This window comes from Empedobacter sp. EJD.6dd, from assembly GCF_057369435.1.
On the sequence record NZ_CM170667.1, the window covers coordinates 382684 to 404046 of the forward strand.

Here is a 21363-nt window from a genome sequence, read left to right on the forward strand (position 1 = left end):
TTTTTAACGGTCTTTTTTATTGCATAATGAGAAGCTTATACATTCTATTTTTACTTGTCTCTATATATTCCAAATCTCAATCGTTTGCGCCGATAATCACGAATTATTCAAAGAGCGAATATTTGGGAGAATCGCCTATTTGGGATATCACAGAAAATCAAAAACAAGGAAAAATTTATTTTGCGAACAACCGAAATATATTAGAGTATGATGGTAATTTTTGGGAAAAATATTCGCCCAATAGTTTAACAATTATTCGTTCTGTTGTTTCTATTAATAATGTGGTGTACTCTGGTGCTTTTAATAATTTTGGTTATTGGAAAACAATAGAAGGAAAAAAAACATATATTTCTATTTCAGATCAATTCAAAAGTTTTGAGGGATTAGAGCAAGAAGAAATCTGGAAAATATTTTATCACAATCATTCTATCTATTTTCAATCGTTTAATTATCTTTTTCAGTTTGATGGTAAATCTGTTAAACGATATAAATTACCTGCACTTTCTTCATACGTTTATTTAGTTAATGGAAAAATGTTAGTGGCAACAATTTCTAAAGGTATTTTTGAGTTTAAGAATGGTCATTTCGAACCGTTTTTTGAAATTAAAAAAGGCAAATCAATTGTTATTCATGGAATAGAAAATTATAGAGACGATTATTTGGTTGGTACATTGACAGAAGGGATTTTTATGTACAATAAAGCGTCAGGATTACGAGAATTTAATGTTGAATTCAATAAAATGCTAAAGAATTATTTGGTCTTAAAAATGATTCGATTAGATCATCAATTGATTATTGGAACGTCAAATAATGGAATTTATGTTTATGATTTAATCAAAAATACATACAAAAATTATAATCAAAATTCTGGTTTAATAAGTAATACCATTCAAAATATAAAAATAGATTCAAAAGGAAACGCTTGGCTTGGAACGGATAAAGGAATCTCGAAAATTGAATTAAAAAATCAAACACAACTTTTATATGATTACAACGGGCATTTGGGAAATGTTTTTTCGTTTGATTTTTATCAAGATAATATTTTGTTGGGAACCAATCATGGATTTTATACTTACTCTAAAACGACTAATCACACAAATTCTGTTATAGAAAAAGGGTTGATTTGGAATGTTTCGAATATAGATAATACGATATATGTATCAGATAGTTGGGGAACATATATTTATAATGGACGTTTGAACCAAATTTCTTCTACAAATGGAGGTTTTAAATTGGTAAAGCAAGGAAATAAGCTTTATCAGTCTTCTTTTACAGGTATTAACGAGTATCTACTTGGAGCTGATAATGTATCAACAAAAGTTTCTAATCTTACAATTCCAATTATTGATTTTATTATCGTAGAAAACAAAATTCTTGGAACAGGGAAAAATGGAGGTTTATATGTTTTTGATATTCAAAAACAAACAGCAAAAGAGATATTTTATCAGCATAAAAAATTAGTAAATCCACAAATTATTGTAGGAGATAAAAAGATTTTTGTGTTGATTGATGATCAAAAGTTAATGCGATATGATGTCAATAAAAATTTATTTTCAGAAGAAGTTTTAGATTCTAAGTTAAAGAATATCAATAGAATTCGTTATTTGTCAGAAAATAGATATTTGGTAGAAGCAGACAATATTTTGTATTATTCTAAAATAGAACAAAATAAATTGATCCATTATTTGATTCCAAAAAAATTGTACGATGGTAAATTAGTTGATGATAATTTGACTGCCAAAATGAATGATCAATTTCTATACATCAATCTTGAAAATGGTTTAGTGAAATATGATTTGAAATCAATTCGTCGTGAGTTGCCAAAAGTTAAAATAAAGGCAAAAATCAATCAAACTGTTCTTGATGATCAACCAAATATTGAATATTCGAATAATTATATTGATTTTTATGTTTCGATTTTGAATGATGATTTTGCAAATTATCAATTGTTTTATCAATTAAATGATTCTAAAATTTTACCACTTAATCAACCAATTATCAATTATAAACAATTAGAAAGTGGTTCGTATCAATTGTCAATTTATGCGTTAAAAGATGGGAATTTTGTTGAGTTAAATCATTTTGATTTTCGTATCAAGAAAATTTGGTATTTATCGAATTTGATGGTATTGTTTTATATTTTATCGATTGTTGGATTTATTTTGGCAATTTACAAATACAATCGTATGAAGTTGAAACAGAGTTTTAGAATCAAGCAAAAACAATTTGAGTATGAATTGAATTTGATGGAAATGAAACATCAACAAGAGTTAAAAGAGCTTAGTCATAACAAGGAAAAGCAATTGTTAGAATCTTCGTTACAATCTAAATCTACGGAACTGGCAGGGCAAGCTTTGAAATTAGCTAATCAGCGTGCAATGATAACAGAAGTTAATCAATTGTTTTCGCAATTAGATGTTAATGAAGAAAATAAAAAATTGAAGAAAAAATTTGAAAAAACATTTTCTGAATATAGTTATAACAGAAACGAATGGCAAAATTTTGAATTAAATATTCAGGAAATTCATCAAGATTTCATCAAAAAAATAACCATTCAATTTCCTAATTTATCTGCAAAAGATATTAAGCTTTGTGTTTTTCTTAGAATGAATTTATCTACGAAAGAAATTGCACCTTTGATGCATTTAAATTACCGCTCGGTTGAGTTGCAACGTTATAGATTGCGTAAAAAAATGCAAATTCCTTCGGATATTAACTTGAATAAGTTTATGATTAATTTTTAGCTTAAATAATTAAAAAATCTTCGCGATAAGGGCTGAAACTATCAATCAAAACACCTTCTTCCAAACATATTACACCATGTTCTACATTTGGTTGTGCAAAAAATCCATCTCCTTTATGAAGTATTTTTGTATTTTGATCAATTGTTACACGAAAAACACCTTCTGCAACATAAGTTATTTGCGAATGAAAATGCTGATGTAAAACACCAATAGCATCTTTTTCAAATTTTACAATAACCATCATAATTTGAGAATTATAACCGACAAATTGACGTTTAACACCATTTCCTAAATCTTCCCAATTGGTATTTCCATCAAAAAATAAATCTTTTTTGTAATTCATTTTAGTTCGTTTTTACAAATTTTTCGAAACCAATGTTTAATTTAATCAACTCTTTCCAAGCAAGTTTAGAAACTTCTTCTGCACCAAGTTTAGAAAGATGCGTATCATCATTTTTACCTTTCGGATAATATTCAACTTCATTTGGTGAAAAGTGTAAATGCAATTTTTTAGAATTTTCTGGACCATATTTTAGTTCCAATTTTTCTGTTAAATATTGCATATCAACAAAAGGAACTTGCAAGTCTTTTGCAACATTTCTCACAATTAATGGATACAAACCATGCGTATCGACTAAAACACCTTTTTCATTAAAATTTCTACGAACAATAGAAGTCATTAAAATCGGAATTGCACCTTTTGCTCTAGCCTCGTTTACATATCGTTCTAAATTTGCTCTGTATTGAGTTGTAGGATTTGTATATCGAACAGAATCCTCTATTTTTTGATCATTATGTCCAAATTGAATAATCACAAAATCACCTTTTTTTACTTGTTTAATCACTTTATCCCATCTTCCTTCAGTTCTAAAACTTTTTGAACTTCTTCCATTTGTCGCATGATTCTGAATTTCAAGATTCGAATTAACTAAATTTGGTAAAAGTTGTCCCCAACCATGTTCAGGATTTTTTGTCGGATTTTCTTTATTTGCCATCGTCGAATCTCCAACTAAAAAAAGAGTTGGTTTTTGCGCAAATAATAGGCTAAAGATTAAGCTGAAAATAAATGATAAATATGTTTTTTTCATGTGATTAATGTTTTGGATTCCAACCATCAAATATATTTTCGATCGTGTATTTTTTTATTTCTTTTTCGGTTAATTGATGCGACCAATTTGCTCTTTTTTGAGGATTATTTCCTAAACCTTTACTTTTATATTCGGCATAATAAGCTGTTTTCTCTTTATCAGGAAACATTGCATCACCCTTCCATTCGTTCCAACCAATAGGAAGAATATGTTGACCCATCGTTGTATTGATAAAAACGGTTTTAGCAAAAGGGCGCCAAGGTCTTCCTAAATAAACTTTGGTAATATTTTTTTCTGCAATAAGATGACAATCGAAAAATACATAACCAAATTCACGCTCTTGATGCGTTGCGGCAGCTGTGATAAACGAATTCGCTAAACTTTTTACCGTGCAATGTTCAAATACTGCAATTGCTTCACCGAAAATAAAATCTGTTGTCCCCTCTATGTAACAATTTTGATAATATTGACGGCTTCTATTTGTCGCTGTGTACAACGTATCTTGACAGCCCAATAAACGTATATTCTTTGCAATAAATTTATCACCTTCTACATGCAATGCAACCGCTTGTCCTTGATTACAACTTTCGTTTTGTATGGTTAGATTTTCTAGTTTGATATTATCTGCTTCGACTAAAAAAGTGTAGGAATTAAAAGTTGTCATTTTTTGATTCGTCACAAGATCTATTTTCCCAGAATAATCATTATTTGTAACGATAGTTTTCGTTGAATCTTCTCCTTTGATTGTTATTTTGTGTTTCCATGACGGAATTCTTACTTTTTCATTATAAACTCCATTCTTTACAAGTATTAATGCTTCATCAGGTCCTAAATCTCTCAATGAATTAATCGCTTCTTGTATGGTTGCGAAATCAGCTTGCGAATCTTTAGAAACTGTAATTGTTTTGTACTGAGCATTCGCTTTAATCATTACAATATATAAGCAAAAAAATAAAATCAATTTGATTACTTTCATTGGTTAAATCGTTTCGTTAAAAAATCAATAATATATTTTTTTGTCGTTTCAAACCAAGGATGCATTAGCCAAAAAGAATGTGGTGAATTTTCTATTTCGTACGCTTCGTTAAGAATATTGTAGTTGGTTAATTTTTTCATCATATCATCTCTTCCAGCTCTAAATCTTGGTTGCGAACTATTGATAAATAGAGCAGGAGGTGTTTTAGTTTGAACAAATTCTAATGGTGAAGCGTCTTTCCACACTTGTAAATTATCATCTTTCCAAGCGTTTAAAAAATAAGCTGCATATTGACCTTCTTCCGCTTCGGGATGTACAAAAGAAACAATTCCGTCAATATTGATAATTGCAGCAATTTTATTCGATTTTACACCATAAAGTGTTGCTAATTGAGCACCAGCCGAAGCACCAAGAACAACAATCTTTTTTTGATTGAGGTTATATTTCTTTCTATTTTTTATCAAATAATTAACTGCAGCATCTATATCTTCAATCGGAGCAGGGTATTTTGCAACATCACTTAATCTATAATTAATTGCCATTGTAACAAAACCAGCAGAAGCAAGTTCCTGAGCCATTGGTTTTTGATTTTCTTTACTGCCCGAAATCCAACCACCACCATGAATTAAAATAATAGCAACCGAAGGTTTTTGCTGAGTTTTGGGTTGAAAAATATCTGCTTTTAATTGATGTTTTTCTTGATAAATAATATTCTCAAAAGAGTTGATATCCTTTATATTTCTAATAGAAATAGGTGTGATAAATGGATAATTTTTCTTTAGTTTTTCGTAAGTCGTTTCTATTGTATAAGGCGAAGCCTTCGGTCTCTCAATTTGACCGAAGGCTATCACCGTATGAATCATAAAAACAAACAAAATCTTTTTAATTGATAACTGCATTCTTTTTGACTTCTTTAGAAGTTGAAATGTATTTTTTATCAAATGCTTTTGGTAATTTAATCTTTTCAGATTCATTCCCAAGTATCTTTATTTCTGGAGTTGCTGATGTATTTTTGAATTCTGTTGAACTTAAATCTACATTTTTACTGTTGTAAATTGTTACAGCTTTTCCGTCTTTGTAATTAAATTTTACATTTTTTAATTGAATTCCATCTGCATCGATAATGCTTAACGCTTTCTTAGTATCAAAAGTTGAATTTTCAACCACAATATTTTTAATATTCATTTCAGCAAGTCCCATGATAAACAACGCTTCGTGAGAACTTACGACATTAATATTTTTGAAAAATATATTTCTGATAGTTGGAGTTTCTTCTGTTACAGGAACTTTCTTATCATTTCTTTTTTCATCATCTGCATTTTGATCATCTTCTACAATTGGAGAATTTCCTTCATAAAACATATTAAAACCAATTGCTTGTGCAGGAATGTTAATCATATCAATATTAGAGATATAAATATTTTCGATTAAACCACCGCGTCCACGAGTTGTTTTGAATCTTAAACCAATATCAGTTCCAATAAACGTAGCACCAGAAACATGAACATTACGAACACCACCAGACATTTCACTACCAATTACGAAACCACCATGTGCATGATAAACCGTATTATTTTTGATGATCACATTTTCTGTTGGTATTCCACGATCACGTCCATCTTTGTCTTTTCCAGATTTGATACAAATTGCATCGTCACCAACATCAAATGTATTGTTGTAAATCAAAACATTTTTACAAGATTCTAAATCTAATCCATCACCATTTTGAGAATACCAAGGGTTTCTAACATTCAAATTGCGAATAATTATATTAGAACTCATTAAAGGATGAATGTTCCATGCAGGAGAATTTTGAAATGTAGGTCCGTCTAAAAGTACACGATCCGAATTAACAATACTCACCATTACTGGACGTAAGAAATCTCTAACTTTGATTAAATCTTCTTTACTAATCTTATCAGGAACATTAAAATTAGAACTACTTATGTATCCCAATTTAGAACCTTCGCTTGGAAACCATATTTTTTTATCATCAGATAAAACACCACCAGATGCAACTAATGTTTTCCATTGAGAATCGGTCATTTTACCTTTCTTTACAAAACGCCAAGCATCACCATTTCCATCAATAGTTCCTTTACCTGTAATGGCAATATTTTGTGCATTTTTAGCAGATATAGGAGAAACAGTGCGTGTTGTATTAAGCCCTTCGAAGCTTGTTTCTACCAAAGGATAATCGTTAAAATCTTTACTAAAAATTAATAAAGCACCATCTTCTAAATGTAAATTGATGTTACTTTTAATTTCGATAGGACCACTTAACCAAATACCTCTTGGAATTACAACTTTTCCTCCGCCTTTAGCACTTGTTTCGTTAATTGCTTTGTTAATTGCTTCGGTATTTTTAAAAAGCCCGTCTGCTTTTGCACCATATTGAGTGATGGATACCGTACGATTTGGAAAAGATGTTTCCTGCACTCTTGGCATATTAAACTCAATGTTTTTATAGATGTTTTCGTCTACTTGAGCAGAAGCATGAGTAGAACAAACAATCGACACTGCAACGGCAAGTATTTTGATGTATTTTTTCATTAGTAAATGTTTTTGTTTTGGATAATATTTTTAAATTCTTTGAAAACTAGAGCAGCGACAGCTTTAGCACCAGCTATTTGAAAATGTGTATTGTCTTTTTGACCATCTGGATAAGCATCGTACAAATTTGCGCCGAAATTCATGAAATAAGTAGAAGTCACATAATCTTGACCTTTTTTAGAAAAGAAATTCATTGATATTTGATTCAAATCTAAAAAAGCTACATTTTTTTCTTTTGCAATTTCTTCTGCGACAAATGGATATTCGCCATGTACATTTTCTAACTTTCCATTTTTCCAAGGATAATTTCGAGCAACTGGACTAAGAATAATTGGAATTGCACCTTTTTCTCTCGTTTGATCCACATATAATCTCAAAAACTCTTTGTAACCTTCTAAATTTACAAATCGTTCTGGTTTATCTTCTGCGGCATCATTATGTCCGAATTGTATTAAAACATAATCACCTTTTTTCAATTGTGTATAAACTTCTCGCCATCTACCTTCCTGAAAAAAAGTACGTGTACTTCTTCCACCTTTTGCTTTATCGTGGATGATAATATTTTTATTCGCTAAATGTTTGACATTTTGAACACTATCTTTTACGAAAAATGGTTGAAATTCTTGTCCCCAACCAGCAATTGGGTATCTATTTTTCATGTAGCTTTTTCCTGGATTATAATCTCCAGTGTAATCTGCAACTGTCGAATCTCCAATTAAGAAAATTGTTAATGATTTCCCTTTTTGAGCGTAACTAAATGAACAAAATAGAAAGAAAAATGTTGAATATAAAAAAGAGTTTAATTTCATTTTTTATCGTTTTTATCAATTCTAAACCATTCAAAATCTGCATAACCACCACGTTTTGCTTCTTGAGAACTTATGCTGTATAAACCAACTTTAGCTCCAATCCATTTTCCTGGTTTTGCCTGAAAAGTATCTCCAATTGGTGTAAATTTCTTACCATTTTCACTGTAACTAAACTGACAAATTCCGTTTGGTTCGCTAATATTTACTTTCAGATATACTTCATTTGTTGATAGTTTTATCTCAGATAAAATTTTCTCTGCATTGTTTTTTTCTGCTTTTTCCGCTCGAATCAATTGTAAATAATAACCATCTTTTTTATTTGTTATAACCAGCGATTGATAATCTGTTCCCATAATCAACAATCCAGCAGTTTTGCCTTCTGTTGCATCTTCTTGAACTAATTTAACTTTAGTAGAAGCTGTAAAATTAGGTGCAGGAAATTTTTGGGTTAACAAGTTAGGAACCGCCCAAAGGTTATTTGAATTTTCAGGAACTTTTACAGAAAATAATCTTAAAAAATTTTGATTAGCTAATTTGCTGTACCAAACAATATTAGGATTAGCACTCCATTGCCATTGCAAACCAATATCATTTCCATCAAATTCGTCTGTTTCGGGTGGAGTTGTAATTTCAGTTTTATTAGAAATTAATGGTTTTTTGTACGTTAAAACAGGTTCTCCAATTCCATTTTTATCTTGGTCAACACCTATAAAAGGCCAATCATTTATCCATTTCATTGGTTGAAGGTGAACGATTCTTCCATAAGTATCAGCATCCTGAAAATGATAAAACCAATCCTCTCCATTTTTTGTATCAACCCAAGCACCTTGATGAGGTCCATTGATTTTAGATTTTCCTTCCTCTAAAACAATTTTTTCTTCATAAGGACCATAGATATTTTTTGAACGTAAAACCAATTGCCAACCAGTAGCAACGCCACCAGCAGGAGCAAAAATGTAATAATATCCGTTTCGTTTGTAGAATTTTGGACCTTCGACTGTTGGATGATTTTCGTGTCCATCAAAAATATGTTTTCCTTTATCCAAAACTTTTGTTCCTTCGGCATTCATACGTTTGATGGTTAAAAGACTTTTTACACCAGAACGGCTACCAGCCCATCCATGAACGATATATGCATTTCCATCTTCGTCCCAAAAAGGACAAGCATCAATTAAACCTTTTCCTTCTTCAACTAAAACAGGATCTTCCCATTTTCCGAAAGGATTTTTAGTTTTCACCATATAGATTCCAAAATCTGGATCGCCCCAATAAATATAATATTCGTTGTTATGAAATCGGATACTTGGTGCCCAAACACCATCGCCTCTTTTTGGAGTACTGAAATGTTTGATAGGAAAAACATCGGGTAGGGCATAGTTTACTAATTTCCAATTTACCATATCTTTTGAATGTAAGATTGGTAATCCTGGTGCTTCATTAAAACTTGAAGCGGTCATAAAAAAATCATCACCTACACGAATAGCATCTGGATCAGAATAATCTGCATATAGAACAGGATTTTTGTACATCCCATTTCCAAGATCTGAAACCCAAACGTTTGATTTCTGCGCATGTATTGGCAATAAATTTAATCCTAATAATGATAGGAGAATTAATTTTGATTTCATGGCAATTAACGATTTAACTCTAATGAAGCTAATATAAATGGACCTGTTCCTTTCGGATCATTTGCTCTAATTGGTTCGTTGATATAATATTCGTACGAACCATCTCGGTAAGGTGTTCCACCTAATCCTGCAACAGAACAACATTTTTCTAAACTAACAATACCTTTTTCATCAATGGTAATAAACTCTTTTAGCATGCCCTCATATCCTTTTTTAGCAGTTGACATGTATTTTTTTGGCAGATAACCTTTGTTGGTCCCTTTTGCTAATGTATAAACAAACATTGCAGTTCCTGTAGATTCTAAGTAATTTCCAGCTCTGTTTCCTTGATCTAAAACTTGATACCAAGTTCCCGATGAATGCTGAACTTTTACAATAGCTTCTGCATATTGATTAAGGTATTTAATTAACTTTTGATGACCTGGATGTTCTTTTGGTAAATAATCTAAAACATCAACTATCGCCATTCCATACCAACCCATTGCACGCGACCAAAAGTGTGGAGACAAACCAGTTGTACTATTTGCCCATTTTTGTTCTTTACTTTCGTCCCAACCATGATAATATAATCCAGTTTTTGGATCGCGGTTATACTTTTCGATTAAATCGAATTGAAGTACAATTTTATCAAATGATTTGGTTTGCTTTTCTCCAGATTCGAATGTTTTTGCATATCGAGCATGATAAGGTTCGGCCATATATACACCATCTAACCACATTTGATGCGGATAAATTTGTTTGTGCCAATATCCACCCTCTGAAGTTGTTGGTTGCTCTGCTAATTGTTTATCCAAGGTTTGCATTGCAATCTTGAATCGTTTTTCGTTTGTTTTTTCATATAAATCGAAAATAGCATCCCCAGATTTAATCATATCAAGGTTATAATTTTCGAATTTATACGTTTGAATTTTACCATTTTCATCAATCATGCGATTGGCATAATCGTAGATATAATCATAAACAACTTTATTATTTGTTTGTTCATAAACTTTGTACATGGCATCTAAAACCAATCCGTTCGTGTAGCTCCATCTTGGCTTTTTCTGAAAATCTAACAAAGTAGGATCTGGAAAACGAATAGTTTCTGAAATAGCCATTCTTTCTGACCATTTTAGTTTTGGATTTACTAAAAGTTCTGAACTTGTTTTTTTCTGACTTGAACATGAAATTCCAGAAAATAAAGTTATAGCACTTAGCGTAATTGTAATTAGTGGTTTCATGTTATTTATAAATGATTGTTTTTTTGTAATTGAATTAATTTAGAATTTAAATCATTGTAAAATTCTGTTTCATTAGTTATTCCATTTGGTTCTTGTTCCCAAGCTGCCAAAATGTAATATGTCATTGCTTTTGTTGTAGGTTTGAAAACGACTAAATGATCATCTTTTCCATCAATAATATTTTCAACTTCCGATGTTTTATAGAAAATTGCCATTCCAAGTAAATCTGTTTTAGTTGCTAAGGTTTGTGCACCATAAGTTGCGATATATCCCCAAGATCCGTCAGTACTTTTCTTTTGTTGTAATGGAATTTCTTTAAATTTTACAATTCCAGTTGTTAAACCATTTGTAAGAGTAGAAGTTTTTAATTCGAATTTAGAAAAACGATCATATGGATAAATCGTAACATTTGCGATAAGATCCGTTGAATGATTCGTTGTTTTCCATTGTTTATAATCGACTTGAAAACCAGATGATTTTTTGGTATTATAAATTTTAGCAGTTGTTTTTTCTACATTTTCAAAATGTTCGACTTTATTATCTACAAGACGCCCAAAACCTCCAATTCCTAATGATTTACCAGCCTTTAAAATATCTAATCCCCATGGTTGCATATTGTGATAAGAATCGAAACCATCTTGTCCAACTTCTTGTAAAACTTGATTTTTAACTGTTTTTCCGAAGATATCTACAGCATTTCTCCAATCTAAATATAAACGAAATCCTACATTTTGATTTTCCCAACCAGGACCTTCGTAGCGAATGTAAAAAGTATGATCCGTATGATTTGGATGAAGTGTATGTTCTTGTACATTTCTAAAAGTTCCGCCTTCATATTCTTTATGTCCTCTTTTTCCATCAACCCATTTACCACCTTCTTTCACAGAAATTTCGGCATATGTTAAGCCTTCTTGATTTTGAACTGAATGGTTTTGTTTGGAGCAAGAAAATACTGCGAATGCGGCAAATACGATAGAATACGTTAAATTTTTCATTGTTTTATGCGTTTTTTGTTTATAAAATCCAATCTCCTAATACATTATTTCTTGATAATGAAGCTGCTTCTTGATTGGTTAATTGATGACTCCAAGTAACTCTTTTACTTAGATTAATACCAGTCGATTTATACTCGACATAGCGAGCGGTAGATTCGTTAGAAACTTTTCCCCAATTATGCCAACCTTCTGTTTTGATCGATTGGTCCATTTGACAATTAATAAAAGCTGTATGAGCAAATGGGCGCCAAGGTCTTCCTAAATAATGGGAATCTTGATTGTTACCTGTTATTTTACAATTCTCGAAAATAAAACCGTATTTCTGATCTTCTGTCGTTGATGCTGCTGTAATGTATCCTTTCCCTTTATTATTAAGCTGACAGTTCTCGAAATAGGCAGTTGCTGCCCCAAAAATATAATCGACAGTTCCTTCGATATAACAATTGTAAAAATATTGTCTACTTCCACTTTTCACTAAGTACAAAGTGTCTTGATTTCCTAAGAAACGACAATTCACAAACTTCACTTTATCTGCATCTACACGAACAGCTACTGCTTGTCCAACTTCACCAGCAGAGTTTTCGAATGTGATATTTTCTGCAGAAAAATTTTCTCCAAAAATAAAAAACGAAGCAGAACCAGATGTACCAATTTCTTGCCCAATATTATTTAGTTTCGAAGCATAATCATCGTAAGTGATAATCGTTTTGTTTTGATCTTCTCCAATAAAATTAATCATTGTCTTAGACGGAGGTAATGTCAATTTTTCTTTGTAAATACCATTTTTAATCAAAACTTTAACTGGAACTCGACTAAAGTCGGGTAGAGCTCCAATTAATTCTTGAATGGTTTTGAATTGTCCAGTACCATCTTTTGCAACAATAAAATCAAAATCTTTGACCTTGTTGTTCGCAGAATTTATTTTTTCAGAAACCAAAGATTCGGCATAGATTTCTAAGTTAGTGTATTGACTTGATAGATTATATCCATTTGCATCATTCACTCCTACTTTTAAATTGTTTCTTTTTTCCCATTCGTCATCCATACCATCTTGATCGATATCAGTAGGAACATTATATGTTTTAAGAGTAGGAAAACCTCCAACTTGTGCTTGACTATCAATTATTCCAGTAGTGTTTTTTGGATAACCATTTGTAAGATATCCAATTAATCTATTATCTACTTCATCGCGTTTTAAACTTGCACCAACATGTGCCTGAACCATTTTAAAAGCGTTTTCAGCAGTATGTGTGATAACTTCATTTTTACCAAATTCTAAATCAGATTTAGCTTGTAAAGGATTATCTGTTTGTACACCGCCATTCCAGTTATTTGCAGAAATATCAGTGTAACCTTCTACATAATTTCCGTTGACATAAAACTTGCCATAGGGAACAGAAGGATTAACAATTCTATTTTTATGTTTTGAAGCAGGTCCAGATTTGAAATAATTATTGATCAAATTATATTTTCCGTTTTCTCCTCCATAAATAGAATTTGCACCCCAGTTAAAAATTACATTGTTTCTAAAATCAACCATTTCATCTTCTGGATTAGCAGTAGATTCGGAACCGCTAAAACGTGGATTTCGACTATTGTTACTCATGATTAGATTATGGTGGAACGTAGCAGGTTCACCGCCCCAAATTCCACCGTAACCATGAGCTCCTTTTGAATGGACAGAATTATTTAGAGCTTCTGAAATAATAGACCATTGAATTGATAAATTTTTGACACGATAAAAAGATAAATTTTCGTCTGTCGACCAACTTATAGAACAATGATCTATGATTATATTTTTTGAATTACGACCACCTAAAGCATCACCTTCAACTTTTGCCAAATCACCTAATCGAAATCTCATATAACGAATAATAACGTTATCTGATTTGATGGTAACAGGATAATTAGAAACTGTAATTCCATCGCCAGGAGCAGTTTGTCCAAGAATAGAAATATTTCCGTTATTGATATCCAAAGGAGATTGTAAAACAATAGTACCAGATACTGCGAAAACAATTGTTCTGCTTAGTTTTTTCTGAATACCATATCTTAAACTACCTTTTCCATTATCGTTTAAGTTTGTGACAATATATACTTCTCCACCACGTCCACCAGAAGCATACCTGCCATAGCCTTCGGCTGAAGGAAAAGCAGGTACATTCTGTGCAAATAAACATGAGTGAATTAGAAATAAAACTGTGATTGTGATGTGTGATTTCATTCCTTATTTTTTATTTAGTACCACCATCTTGGATCTCCAATTGCACCACCTGTTGAAGAGGCTGTTCTAAGAGGAGAATTAGCTGGTAATGTAAAATCAATTGTTGTGTTTGTCCAATTTAATGGATTTTCTTGATTATTAGAATTTGTAACACCAGTTGTTGGAAAGACAAGTTTTTGTAAATCTGAAGGTTTTCCATTTGTTAAATTATAAAAATTATTAAATGTAAACACAGCTGTACTTGATGTTGCTAAACGAAGTAATAAATTGTTTGATAAACTACCTCCAACTCGTGGCGAATTTGCGATGATATTGTTCGTGAAATTCACTTTGATTGGTACATTATTGTTGTCTAATAAAGGATAAACAGAACTTTGTCCAAAACTATTTATTGTACAATTGTTTACATTAATAGTTGCGTTAGCTGATGGAGAAGTTATACTTTCTCTGTATCGAATAAATAAATCTCCAACTTCAGTAAAAGTCGAATTTTCTACATTTACTTGGTTGAAAACTAACTTGTCTAAATGTAAGAATCCGTAAGATGAAGCTGGGAAATTTCTAAAGAATGAATGCTTAATTTCGAATTTATCCATTGTATATCCACTATTAGGACCTCTATTGGCTCTAAAAGCAGCTGTACTAACACCATATACAACACAGTTCTCGATCAATACACTTTCGAAATCAGCTTTAGCTCCGTTACTATTACTACTTGTTAAATTAACTAAATAAGCAGCATTATTAGGTGTTCCATTAAGTTCTAAATTTCTTAAAACTAATCCAGCTCCAGAATCGTTTAGTGTAAATTCTTTAAACGCAACTTTAGTATCTGAAGGGTTAGAAGTTGTTCCAACTAATGAAACTTTTTTACCATTTAGAATAATTAATTTGTCACCAGTGTCATAATTTCCAGGATTAAGACCAATAATATCGCCATTTTTAGCATTGTTTACTAAAGCAATTAAATCGTCACCAGGATTTGCAATTACCGCATAATCTGAAGAAGCTTTTGTTGTAAAAGATCTGAAACCAACACTTGTATTTCCTTTGTAAATATCTACGTTGTATTTTGTACTAGGATTTAATCCTTTTACAGTTTTTATTCCAGAAGCAGCTTCAGCAGCTGTTATTTCGCTTGTTACTACACCTTCTGTTCCGCCATCTACTTGCGATGCAGGCACAAAAACTAATTTTGTAACACCGCTTGTAATATCCCATGATAATGTAATTTCTTTTTCTAATACATTAGGATCGTAGATAGCGTGTAATATTTGTATTCCCGTAATTTTAATACTTTTACTTGTTGACCAATAAGATTCTGGTCGATCATTAAATGCATTTGCTTTTACACGAACAAACAAATTTTTTCGAACAGGAACTTCTTGATCTGTAATTATAACTCCGGCACTATCTGTTACTTTAGAAAGTAAGATCTCTTTTGGGTTAGTAAACAAAGAATCGCTAGAAACTTCTGTTGTATATTTTATTGCATCACCCTCTGTGTATAATGATGCTTTCCAAGTCACTTTAGAATGCGTTTCTCCATTTTCTGCATTTAAAGAGAAAGGAGTAAACATTCTCATTGGATCTGTAGATTCTGATTGCATATCATCATCTGTACAGGCTGTAATTACGGCTCCTGCACAAAGCAAAGTTCCGATAAAGTATAATTTATGAATCGTTGTTTTCATTGTTTTAGAATTTAGTATCCGTAATCTTGCTTTAAGTTGTAATTTGTATTGATGATATCTTGATAGATAGGTAACAATTCTGAATGATTTGGTTTGTAATATTGCATCCAACCTTTTCTTTCGTCATTAATCATAGTACTTACCATTGCTGATTGCCAGTTAATTCTTGTATAACCAGTAGGAGTAGAGGCAACAGAAGGAGTATAGAAAATTGCACCTTTGTCTGTTCCTACAAAATAAGTATCTAAGTTAAGAACTGTTTTTTGTGCATTTTGAGATGGATCATAGCTACCAATTTTGTAATAAATGTATTTTGGTACATTCGCGTATTCTCCTGTTCCGTCTAATAAACGTTGTAGTTTTCCTCTTGTTTCTGTTACGGCTTCGCCTAAAAGATTCCATCTAATCAAATCGTATTTACGGATAGATTCACCTCCGAATTCTAACAAACGCTCGTGAACAATTTCTTTAAAGAATGCTTGATATCCACCAACATTAATCGCTGGCATTTCGCTTGGATTTTGACTAAATGCTCTTGCTCTTACTTCCCTTAATGCTTCGATAGCACTTGCAGTTGGACCTGCATTTAATTCGTTTTCAGCTTCTGCATACATTAATAATACATCTGCAAAACGCATAACTGGCCAATTGATACCAAGATTTTGAGAAGGACCTGTAATTTTAGTCCAAGATTTTCTGAATTTTCCGTCAGATAATGCGTCAATTTTAACTACTTGTGATAAATCATCAGCATTAATTTCGAAAACATTTATCGTCACATCACGACGTTGATCATAACGATTAAACTCATAAAAATAAGTTGGTAAAGCGTTGATACCTCCACCACCGTTCCATTTAGAAGCTGTGTTGTGACGTAGACCATTGTAATAACCTAATTTACTATCAGTACGTGCATTTCCACCGAAAGCACCAACTTGGAAAATCATTTCGTTTGTATTATCCATACGACCTTCGTGTATAGCACGGAAAACATCTTCGTAATTAGGATTGATGTTATGGCTACCACGTTGTTGCATAATATCAAAAGTTTCGTCTCTTGCTATTTGATAGTATTTTGTTGCATTTTCGCCTTTTTTCATTTCTACTGGACTTCTTCTTAAAGAATAACCAGCCCTAGCTAAAGCGATTCTTGCTCTAAGTCCTTTTACAAATGCTTTTGTGATACGAGTAGTTGGATCACCAGATTCTGCGCGCCAAGGAATAACTTTAGAAGCAGTTTCTAAGTCAGCTAATAAAACTTCGTAAACTTCATCACGATCAGTTTTTGGAAGAAAAATATGTTCGTACTGAGAAGATGGTTTATCTTGAAAAGGAACATCTCCAAAGTTTCTGATTAATTCGTAATAGTATTGTGCACGTAAAGTCAAAGCTTCTCCGTAAAATCTATCCATTAATTTTTTATCACTATCGCTTCCTGTTTTATAAACAGTAGAATTTGGTATATTAAAAATTAAAAGATTGGCACGTTCTATACCTGTGTACAATTGTCGAAAGGGTTTGTCTAATTCAGGATTCGTAGCACATGCAGCGTACATACTAATTCCACGTCTATCATTACAACTATAATCACCAGAAGTTTTAAAATCATCTGCTGCTTGTCCATAAATAGAAGAAATACGGTTTCCGTATCCGTTATCACCAGCTAATTGGTTATAAACAGCAATTACTGCTGAATAAGTATAATCTGTATCGTTATAAACTTCTACTTCTGATATGTTAGATGGGCTACTTACATCTAAAAATTCTTCACACGAATAGGATGTTAATAAGACTAAACTTACACCTAATATTTTTATGTATTTTTTTGTTTTCATTTGAGTAATGGTTTTAAGGATTAAAAAGAAACATTGATACCTGCTAAGAAAAATCTACTTCTTGGATATGCCGCATAATCTACACCTGGTGTAAGTGGGCTTGTTCTTCTTGTATTTGCTTCCGGATCATATCCAGAATAACCTGTAATTGTAAATAAATTATTCGTAGTTGCGTAGACTCTAAATTTGCTAATGAATTTTGTTTTAGCTAACATAGATTCTGGTAATGAATAACCAATTGTTAGGTTGCTTAATTTTAAGTAAGAACCGTCTTCTATCGCATAAGAATGTAAGATGTAATTCCCAGTTGATGGCGACCAAAAAGTAGCATTTGCGTTAAGTGCTGATAATTGTTCTGGATCATAAACACGGTTTCCGTTGTCATCAAAATTACGCCAAGCACCAGCAACTTCTTTCAACATATTGTTGTCTTTGTACTGATAATGCGTTGTAAACTCCATTCTATTGGCATTATATACTTTATTTCCAACAGAAAATGTAAAGAATAAGCTCAAATCAATATTCTTATATTGAAATTGTTGATTAAATCCTCCGTAAAATTTAGCTTGAGAATTACCTAAAACAGTTTTGTCTTTGTCATCGATAATACCATCGTTATTTAAATCTTTTAATTTTAAATCCCCAGGTTTTGGACCTTTAGCTCCTAAAGCAGCTGCAGACCCATTTGGAACACCATCTTTTAAAGTGTATTGTCTTGTTGAAGGATTGTAATTAAAATCTTCTACTTTATACCATCCGTCATAAACATATCCATAGAATTGACCAATAGGCTTTCCGATTTCAACTTTAAAATCTTGAATACTATTTACCCAACCTGAAGATTGATAATAATATTGTAAACCTTCTCCAGTAACATCTTTTCCTAAAGATTTGATGATATTTTCGTTATGAGAAATATTGAAGTTTACATTCCATTTAAAATCACCTTTCTTCACGATATCAGCACCTAAAGTAAACTCAATACCTTTATTTTCTGTTTCTCCAGAATTTTGATATTGGTATTCATATCCTCCTGTTTGAGGCACTTTAGCTAATAATAATAAATCTTTTGTGTTGGTAATATAGGCATCAATAGATCCGTAAATTCTTTTGTTAAATAAACTATAATCTAAACCAATATTTTTAGAGATTGTTCTTTCCCATTTTGTATTTTCATTTGATAAACGCTCATTTGGCGCTAAACCAGGAACAACCGCATTATCAAAAGAATAACCCCAGTTACTAGAACTATTAAAGAATGTACTGTATAATAAAGGCTCGATTCGATTGTTTCCTGATGTACCATAACTTAAACGTAATTTTAATTCATTCACCCAAGAAGAATTTTTCAAGAAATTTTCTCTACTCATATTCCAAGCGAAAGAAGCTGATGGAAAATATCCCCATCTATTACCTGGAGCAAAAACACTAGAACCATCAGCACGTAGTGTTAATGTTAACATATATTTTTTATCGAAAGCATAGTTTGCTTGTCCAAAAAATGAAGCTAAACGATCAGGAGCAGTTATAACAGTTGTGTATGGGTCTTGTACCATTCCTGTAGGAGGAACTGCACTTTGTGTATTTCCAAAAGCTTGTTCTGCGGTAATGTTTTTAGGTAACCATTTGATATATGCTCTATCAGAACTACCGTCTGTTTTTACAATTTCTTGTCCAATCATTACATTCAATTTATGTAAAGCGCCAAGTTTTGGTGTATAGTTTAAAGTGTTGGAATTAGAAATTCTTTGACTTTTATAACCACGCATATCTACAACTGGTAAGTTAGCATTTGAACGAGCAACATTTGTAATATTTCCATAGAAATAGTTGTCTTGACGATCATTTTGTACATAACCAAAAACAGATTTAAATGTCAGCCCTTTTACAATTTCCCACTGAAAATATCCATTCATAAATAGATTTTGTCTTTCGTCTTCTCTAACTTCATTGTTAGCAAGTAAGACAGGGCTTGTAAGGTTTGTTTGAGCAAAGTAATCTGGATCAAAAAAGTCTACAAATGATTCGTTTCCAGCTCCAACAAAAGGCTGATAACGAACTGTATTTCTTAATTTGTTGTTACTTTGAGATCCTGTATTAGACGTTCCACTTCCTTCTACAACATCTTTGCTGTATCTAAAGTTAATACCTACTTTTACTTTGTCACTAACTTTATGATTCATTTTAAAATTAGCCAAATGTCTTTTGTAGCCAGAATTAATCATAATTCCATCTTCATTTAGGTAATTTAAATTTAAACTGTAATCGGTTGATTTATTACCGCCTACAACAGAAATATTATGATTTTGAGAAAAGGCCTTTCGACCAAAAACTTCGTCTTGCCAATCTTTGGCTTCCATGCTTTTGTAGATATCTAAATCTTTAAATTCACCATATCTATTTCTGAAAGCATTTGCTGATTGCTCATCGCCGCCTAAGTTATATAATTCGTATTGATTTCTTACGAATTCGTAAGGTGACATGACATCAAGTTTATTTTGAATTTCTCTGAATCCTGTATAATTTGAATAGGTGATTTGTGTAGGAAGATTGAAACCACTTTTTGTTGTAATTAAAATAACTCCATTTGCTCCACGAGCACCATATATAGCAGTAGAAGCAGCATCTTTTAAGACATCTATACTTGCAATTTCTTGTGGAGATAAAATAGATAATGCATTTTCTACTTGTATTCCATCTACAATATATAAGGGACTATTATCTTGTGTAATCGATGTACCTCCACGAACTCTAATACTTACCTCAGAGCCAGGAGCGCCTTCAGAAACACCTACTTGTACACCTGCTAAACGACCTTGAATTGCTTCAGCAGCAGAATTAACTGCCATATCTTTTATTTGATCAGAATTGATACTCGATACAGCACCTGTCAACTCCTCTCGACTAACAGTGCTATATCCAATTACAACAACTTCATTCAAATTCTGACGTTCCGTTGCAACTTGGTCTCTTAATGTAATGTCAATATTACCTTTTTTGTTTACCGGAATAGTTTGTATTTCGTAACCATCATAAGTAATGGTTAATGTAGAATTATCAGGAACAACGATTTCATAAAAACCATTTTCATCCGTAATTGTTTCATAAGTAGTTCCATCTACATAAATATCTACTCCAGTAAGCGGAGAATTATCAATAGATGATTTAACTGTTCCAGAGACTTTTATTTCCTCTTGCGCAAAACTCGCAATTGGTAGAAGCAAAAGCGTGAATAATTTAATTTTTGATATCCTCATGTGTGTGGTTTTGTATTTCTATAGTATATGTTAGTCAATAATCTTTTTACTAGCTTATTTTTTTATTAATTAATGTAATCGATTGCAATATTAAACATATAGGTGTACAGAGGACACTAAATTAAAACTATTTTTTAAAAATAAAAATATTATTTAATAAAAAAACAATAAATATTAAAAAACATGTAAACATCTGTTAATTAGTTTTATAAATGATTACTTCTTGCTCAAAACTTTGGATTTATAATTTAACTAATCTAATGAAAATATAATTATTTAGCATAATTGTAAATAATGTGATTGAAGGAACTTTATTTGTAATCGATTACTGAGTGTTTAA

General features: G+C 31.6%; 14 protein-coding genes. 1 reads left to right on the forward strand and 13 read right to left on the reverse strand.

What is annotated here, in order from left to right; genetic code table 11:
* Positions 1-122 precede the first annotated feature (122 nt).
* Entirely contained in the window at positions 123-2744 is a 2622-nt protein-coding gene (locus tag AC2I98_RS01800; protein WP_486412922.1) for a helix-turn-helix and ligand-binding sensor domain-containing protein, read from the forward strand.
* 1 nt (position 2745) lies between these two features.
* Here AC2I98_RS01800 and AC2I98_RS01805 read toward each other — a convergent pair whose 3' ends face one another.
* From AC2I98_RS01805 to AC2I98_RS01865, 13 genes are read right to left on the reverse strand one after another with little or no spacing between them, the layout of a single operon-like run.
* On the reverse strand, positions 2746-3087 hold the full coding sequence (locus tag AC2I98_RS01805; RefSeq protein WP_486412923.1) for a cupin domain-containing protein: 342 nt from the start codon (positions 3085-3087) through the stop codon (positions 2746-2748).
* A 1-nt stretch (position 3088) separates the two neighbouring features.
* On the reverse strand, positions 3089-3832 hold the full coding sequence (locus AC2I98_RS01810; protein ID WP_486412924.1) for a rhamnogalacturonan acetylesterase: 744 nt from the start codon (positions 3830-3832) through the stop codon (positions 3089-3091).
* 4 nt (positions 3833-3836) lie between these two features.
* Positions 3837-4808 (reverse strand): pectinesterase family protein, encoded by a 972-nt coding sequence (locus AC2I98_RS01815; RefSeq protein ID WP_486412925.1) that lies wholly within the window; start codon positions 4806-4808, stop codon positions 3837-3839.
* A complete protein-coding gene (locus AC2I98_RS01820; protein ID WP_486412926.1) occupies positions 4805-5707 on the reverse strand; it encodes an alpha/beta hydrolase in 903 nt (300 codons plus the stop codon). The genes AC2I98_RS01815 and AC2I98_RS01820 overlap by 4 nt, the downstream gene beginning before the upstream one ends.
* Positions 5691-7361: a glycoside hydrolase family 28 protein gene (locus AC2I98_RS01825; protein WP_486412927.1), complete on the reverse strand. Its 1671-nt coding sequence runs from the start codon at positions 7359-7361 to the stop codon at positions 5691-5693. The genes AC2I98_RS01820 and AC2I98_RS01825 overlap by 17 nt, the downstream gene beginning before the upstream one ends.
* Complete coding sequence (locus AC2I98_RS01830; protein WP_486412928.1) at positions 7361-8170, reverse strand: rhamnogalacturonan acetylesterase; 810 nt, start codon at positions 8168-8170, stop codon at positions 7361-7363. The genes AC2I98_RS01825 and AC2I98_RS01830 overlap by 1 nt, the downstream gene beginning before the upstream one ends.
* Entirely contained in the window at positions 8167-9798 is a 1632-nt protein-coding gene (locus AC2I98_RS01835; RefSeq protein WP_486412929.1) for a glycoside hydrolase family 43 protein, read from the reverse strand. Before AC2I98_RS01835 ends, AC2I98_RS01830 begins: the two co-directional genes overlap by 4 nt.
* A gap of 5 nt (positions 9799-9803) precedes the next feature.
* A complete protein-coding gene (locus tag AC2I98_RS01840; protein WP_486412930.1) occupies positions 9804-11018 on the reverse strand; it encodes a glycoside hydrolase family 88/105 protein in 1215 nt (404 codons plus the stop codon).
* 5 nt (positions 11019-11023) lie between these two features.
* The gene (locus AC2I98_RS01845) at positions 11024-12013 is read right to left on the reverse strand and encodes a DUF4861 family protein (protein ID WP_486412931.1); all 990 of its coding nucleotides are present in this window, start codon (positions 12011-12013) and stop codon (positions 11024-11026) included.
* Between the two features lie 19 nt (positions 12014-12032).
* A complete protein-coding gene (locus AC2I98_RS01850) occupies positions 12033-14237 on the reverse strand; it encodes a pectinesterase family protein (RefSeq protein WP_486412932.1) in 2205 nt (734 codons plus the stop codon).
* A 14-nt stretch (positions 14238-14251) separates the two neighbouring features.
* Positions 14252-15931, reverse strand: a complete 1680-nt coding sequence (locus AC2I98_RS01855) for a DUF4957 domain-containing protein (RefSeq protein WP_486412933.1) — start codon at positions 15929-15931, stop codon at positions 14252-14254.
* A gap of 11 nt (positions 15932-15942) precedes the next feature.
* Complete coding sequence (locus AC2I98_RS01860; RefSeq protein WP_486412934.1) at positions 15943-17766, reverse strand: RagB/SusD family nutrient uptake outer membrane protein; 1824 nt, start codon at positions 17764-17766, stop codon at positions 15943-15945.
* Positions 17767-17786: 20 nt separating this feature from the next.
* Entirely contained in the window at positions 17787-21023 is a 3237-nt protein-coding gene (locus AC2I98_RS01865) for a SusC/RagA family TonB-linked outer membrane protein (RefSeq protein ID WP_486412935.1), read from the reverse strand.
* Positions 21024-21363: the final 340 nt, after the last annotated feature.

Bases quoted from the DNA above. Each gene is read 5' to 3' on its own strand.
- AC2I98_RS01805 (WP_486412923.1), bottom strand. From the start codon at position 3,087: ATGAATTACAAAAAAGATTTATTTTTTGATGGAAATACCAATTGGGAA.
- AC2I98_RS01810 (WP_486412924.1), bottom strand. From the start codon at position 3,832: ATGAAAAAAACATATTTATCATTTATTTTCAGCTTAATCTTTAGCCTA.
- AC2I98_RS01815 (WP_486412925.1), bottom strand. From the start codon at position 4,808: ATGAAAGTAATCAAATTGATTTTATTTTTTTGCTTATATATTGTAATG.
- AC2I98_RS01820 (WP_486412926.1), bottom strand. From the start codon at position 5,707: ATGCAGTTATCAATTAAAAAGATTTTGTTTGTTTTTATGATTCATACG.
- AC2I98_RS01825 (WP_486412927.1), bottom strand. From the start codon at position 7,361: ATGAAAAAATACATCAAAATACTTGCCGTTGCAGTGTCGATTGTTTGT.
- AC2I98_RS01830 (WP_486412928.1), bottom strand. From the start codon at position 8,170: ATGAAATTAAACTCTTTTTTATATTCAACATTTTTCTTTCTATTTTGT.
- AC2I98_RS01835 (WP_486412929.1), bottom strand. From the start codon at position 9,798: ATGAAATCAAAATTAATTCTCCTATCATTATTAGGATTAAATTTATTG.
- AC2I98_RS01840 (WP_486412930.1), bottom strand. From the start codon at position 11,018: ATGAAACCACTAATTACAATTACGCTAAGTGCTATAACTTTATTTTCT.
- AC2I98_RS01845 (WP_486412931.1), bottom strand. From the start codon at position 12,013: ATGAAAAATTTAACGTATTCTATCGTATTTGCCGCATTCGCAGTATTT.
- AC2I98_RS01850 (WP_486412932.1), bottom strand. From the start codon at position 14,237: ATGAAATCACACATCACAATCACAGTTTTATTTCTAATTCACTCATGT.
- AC2I98_RS01855 (WP_486412933.1), bottom strand. From the start codon at position 15,931: ATGAAAACAACGATTCATAAATTATACTTTATCGGAACTTTGCTTTGT.
- AC2I98_RS01860 (WP_486412934.1), bottom strand. From the start codon at position 17,766: ATGAAAACAAAAAAATACATAAAAATATTAGGTGTAAGTTTAGTCTTA.
- AC2I98_RS01865 (WP_486412935.1), bottom strand. From the start codon at position 21,023: ATGAGGATATCAAAAATTAAATTATTCACGCTTTTGCTTCTACCAATT.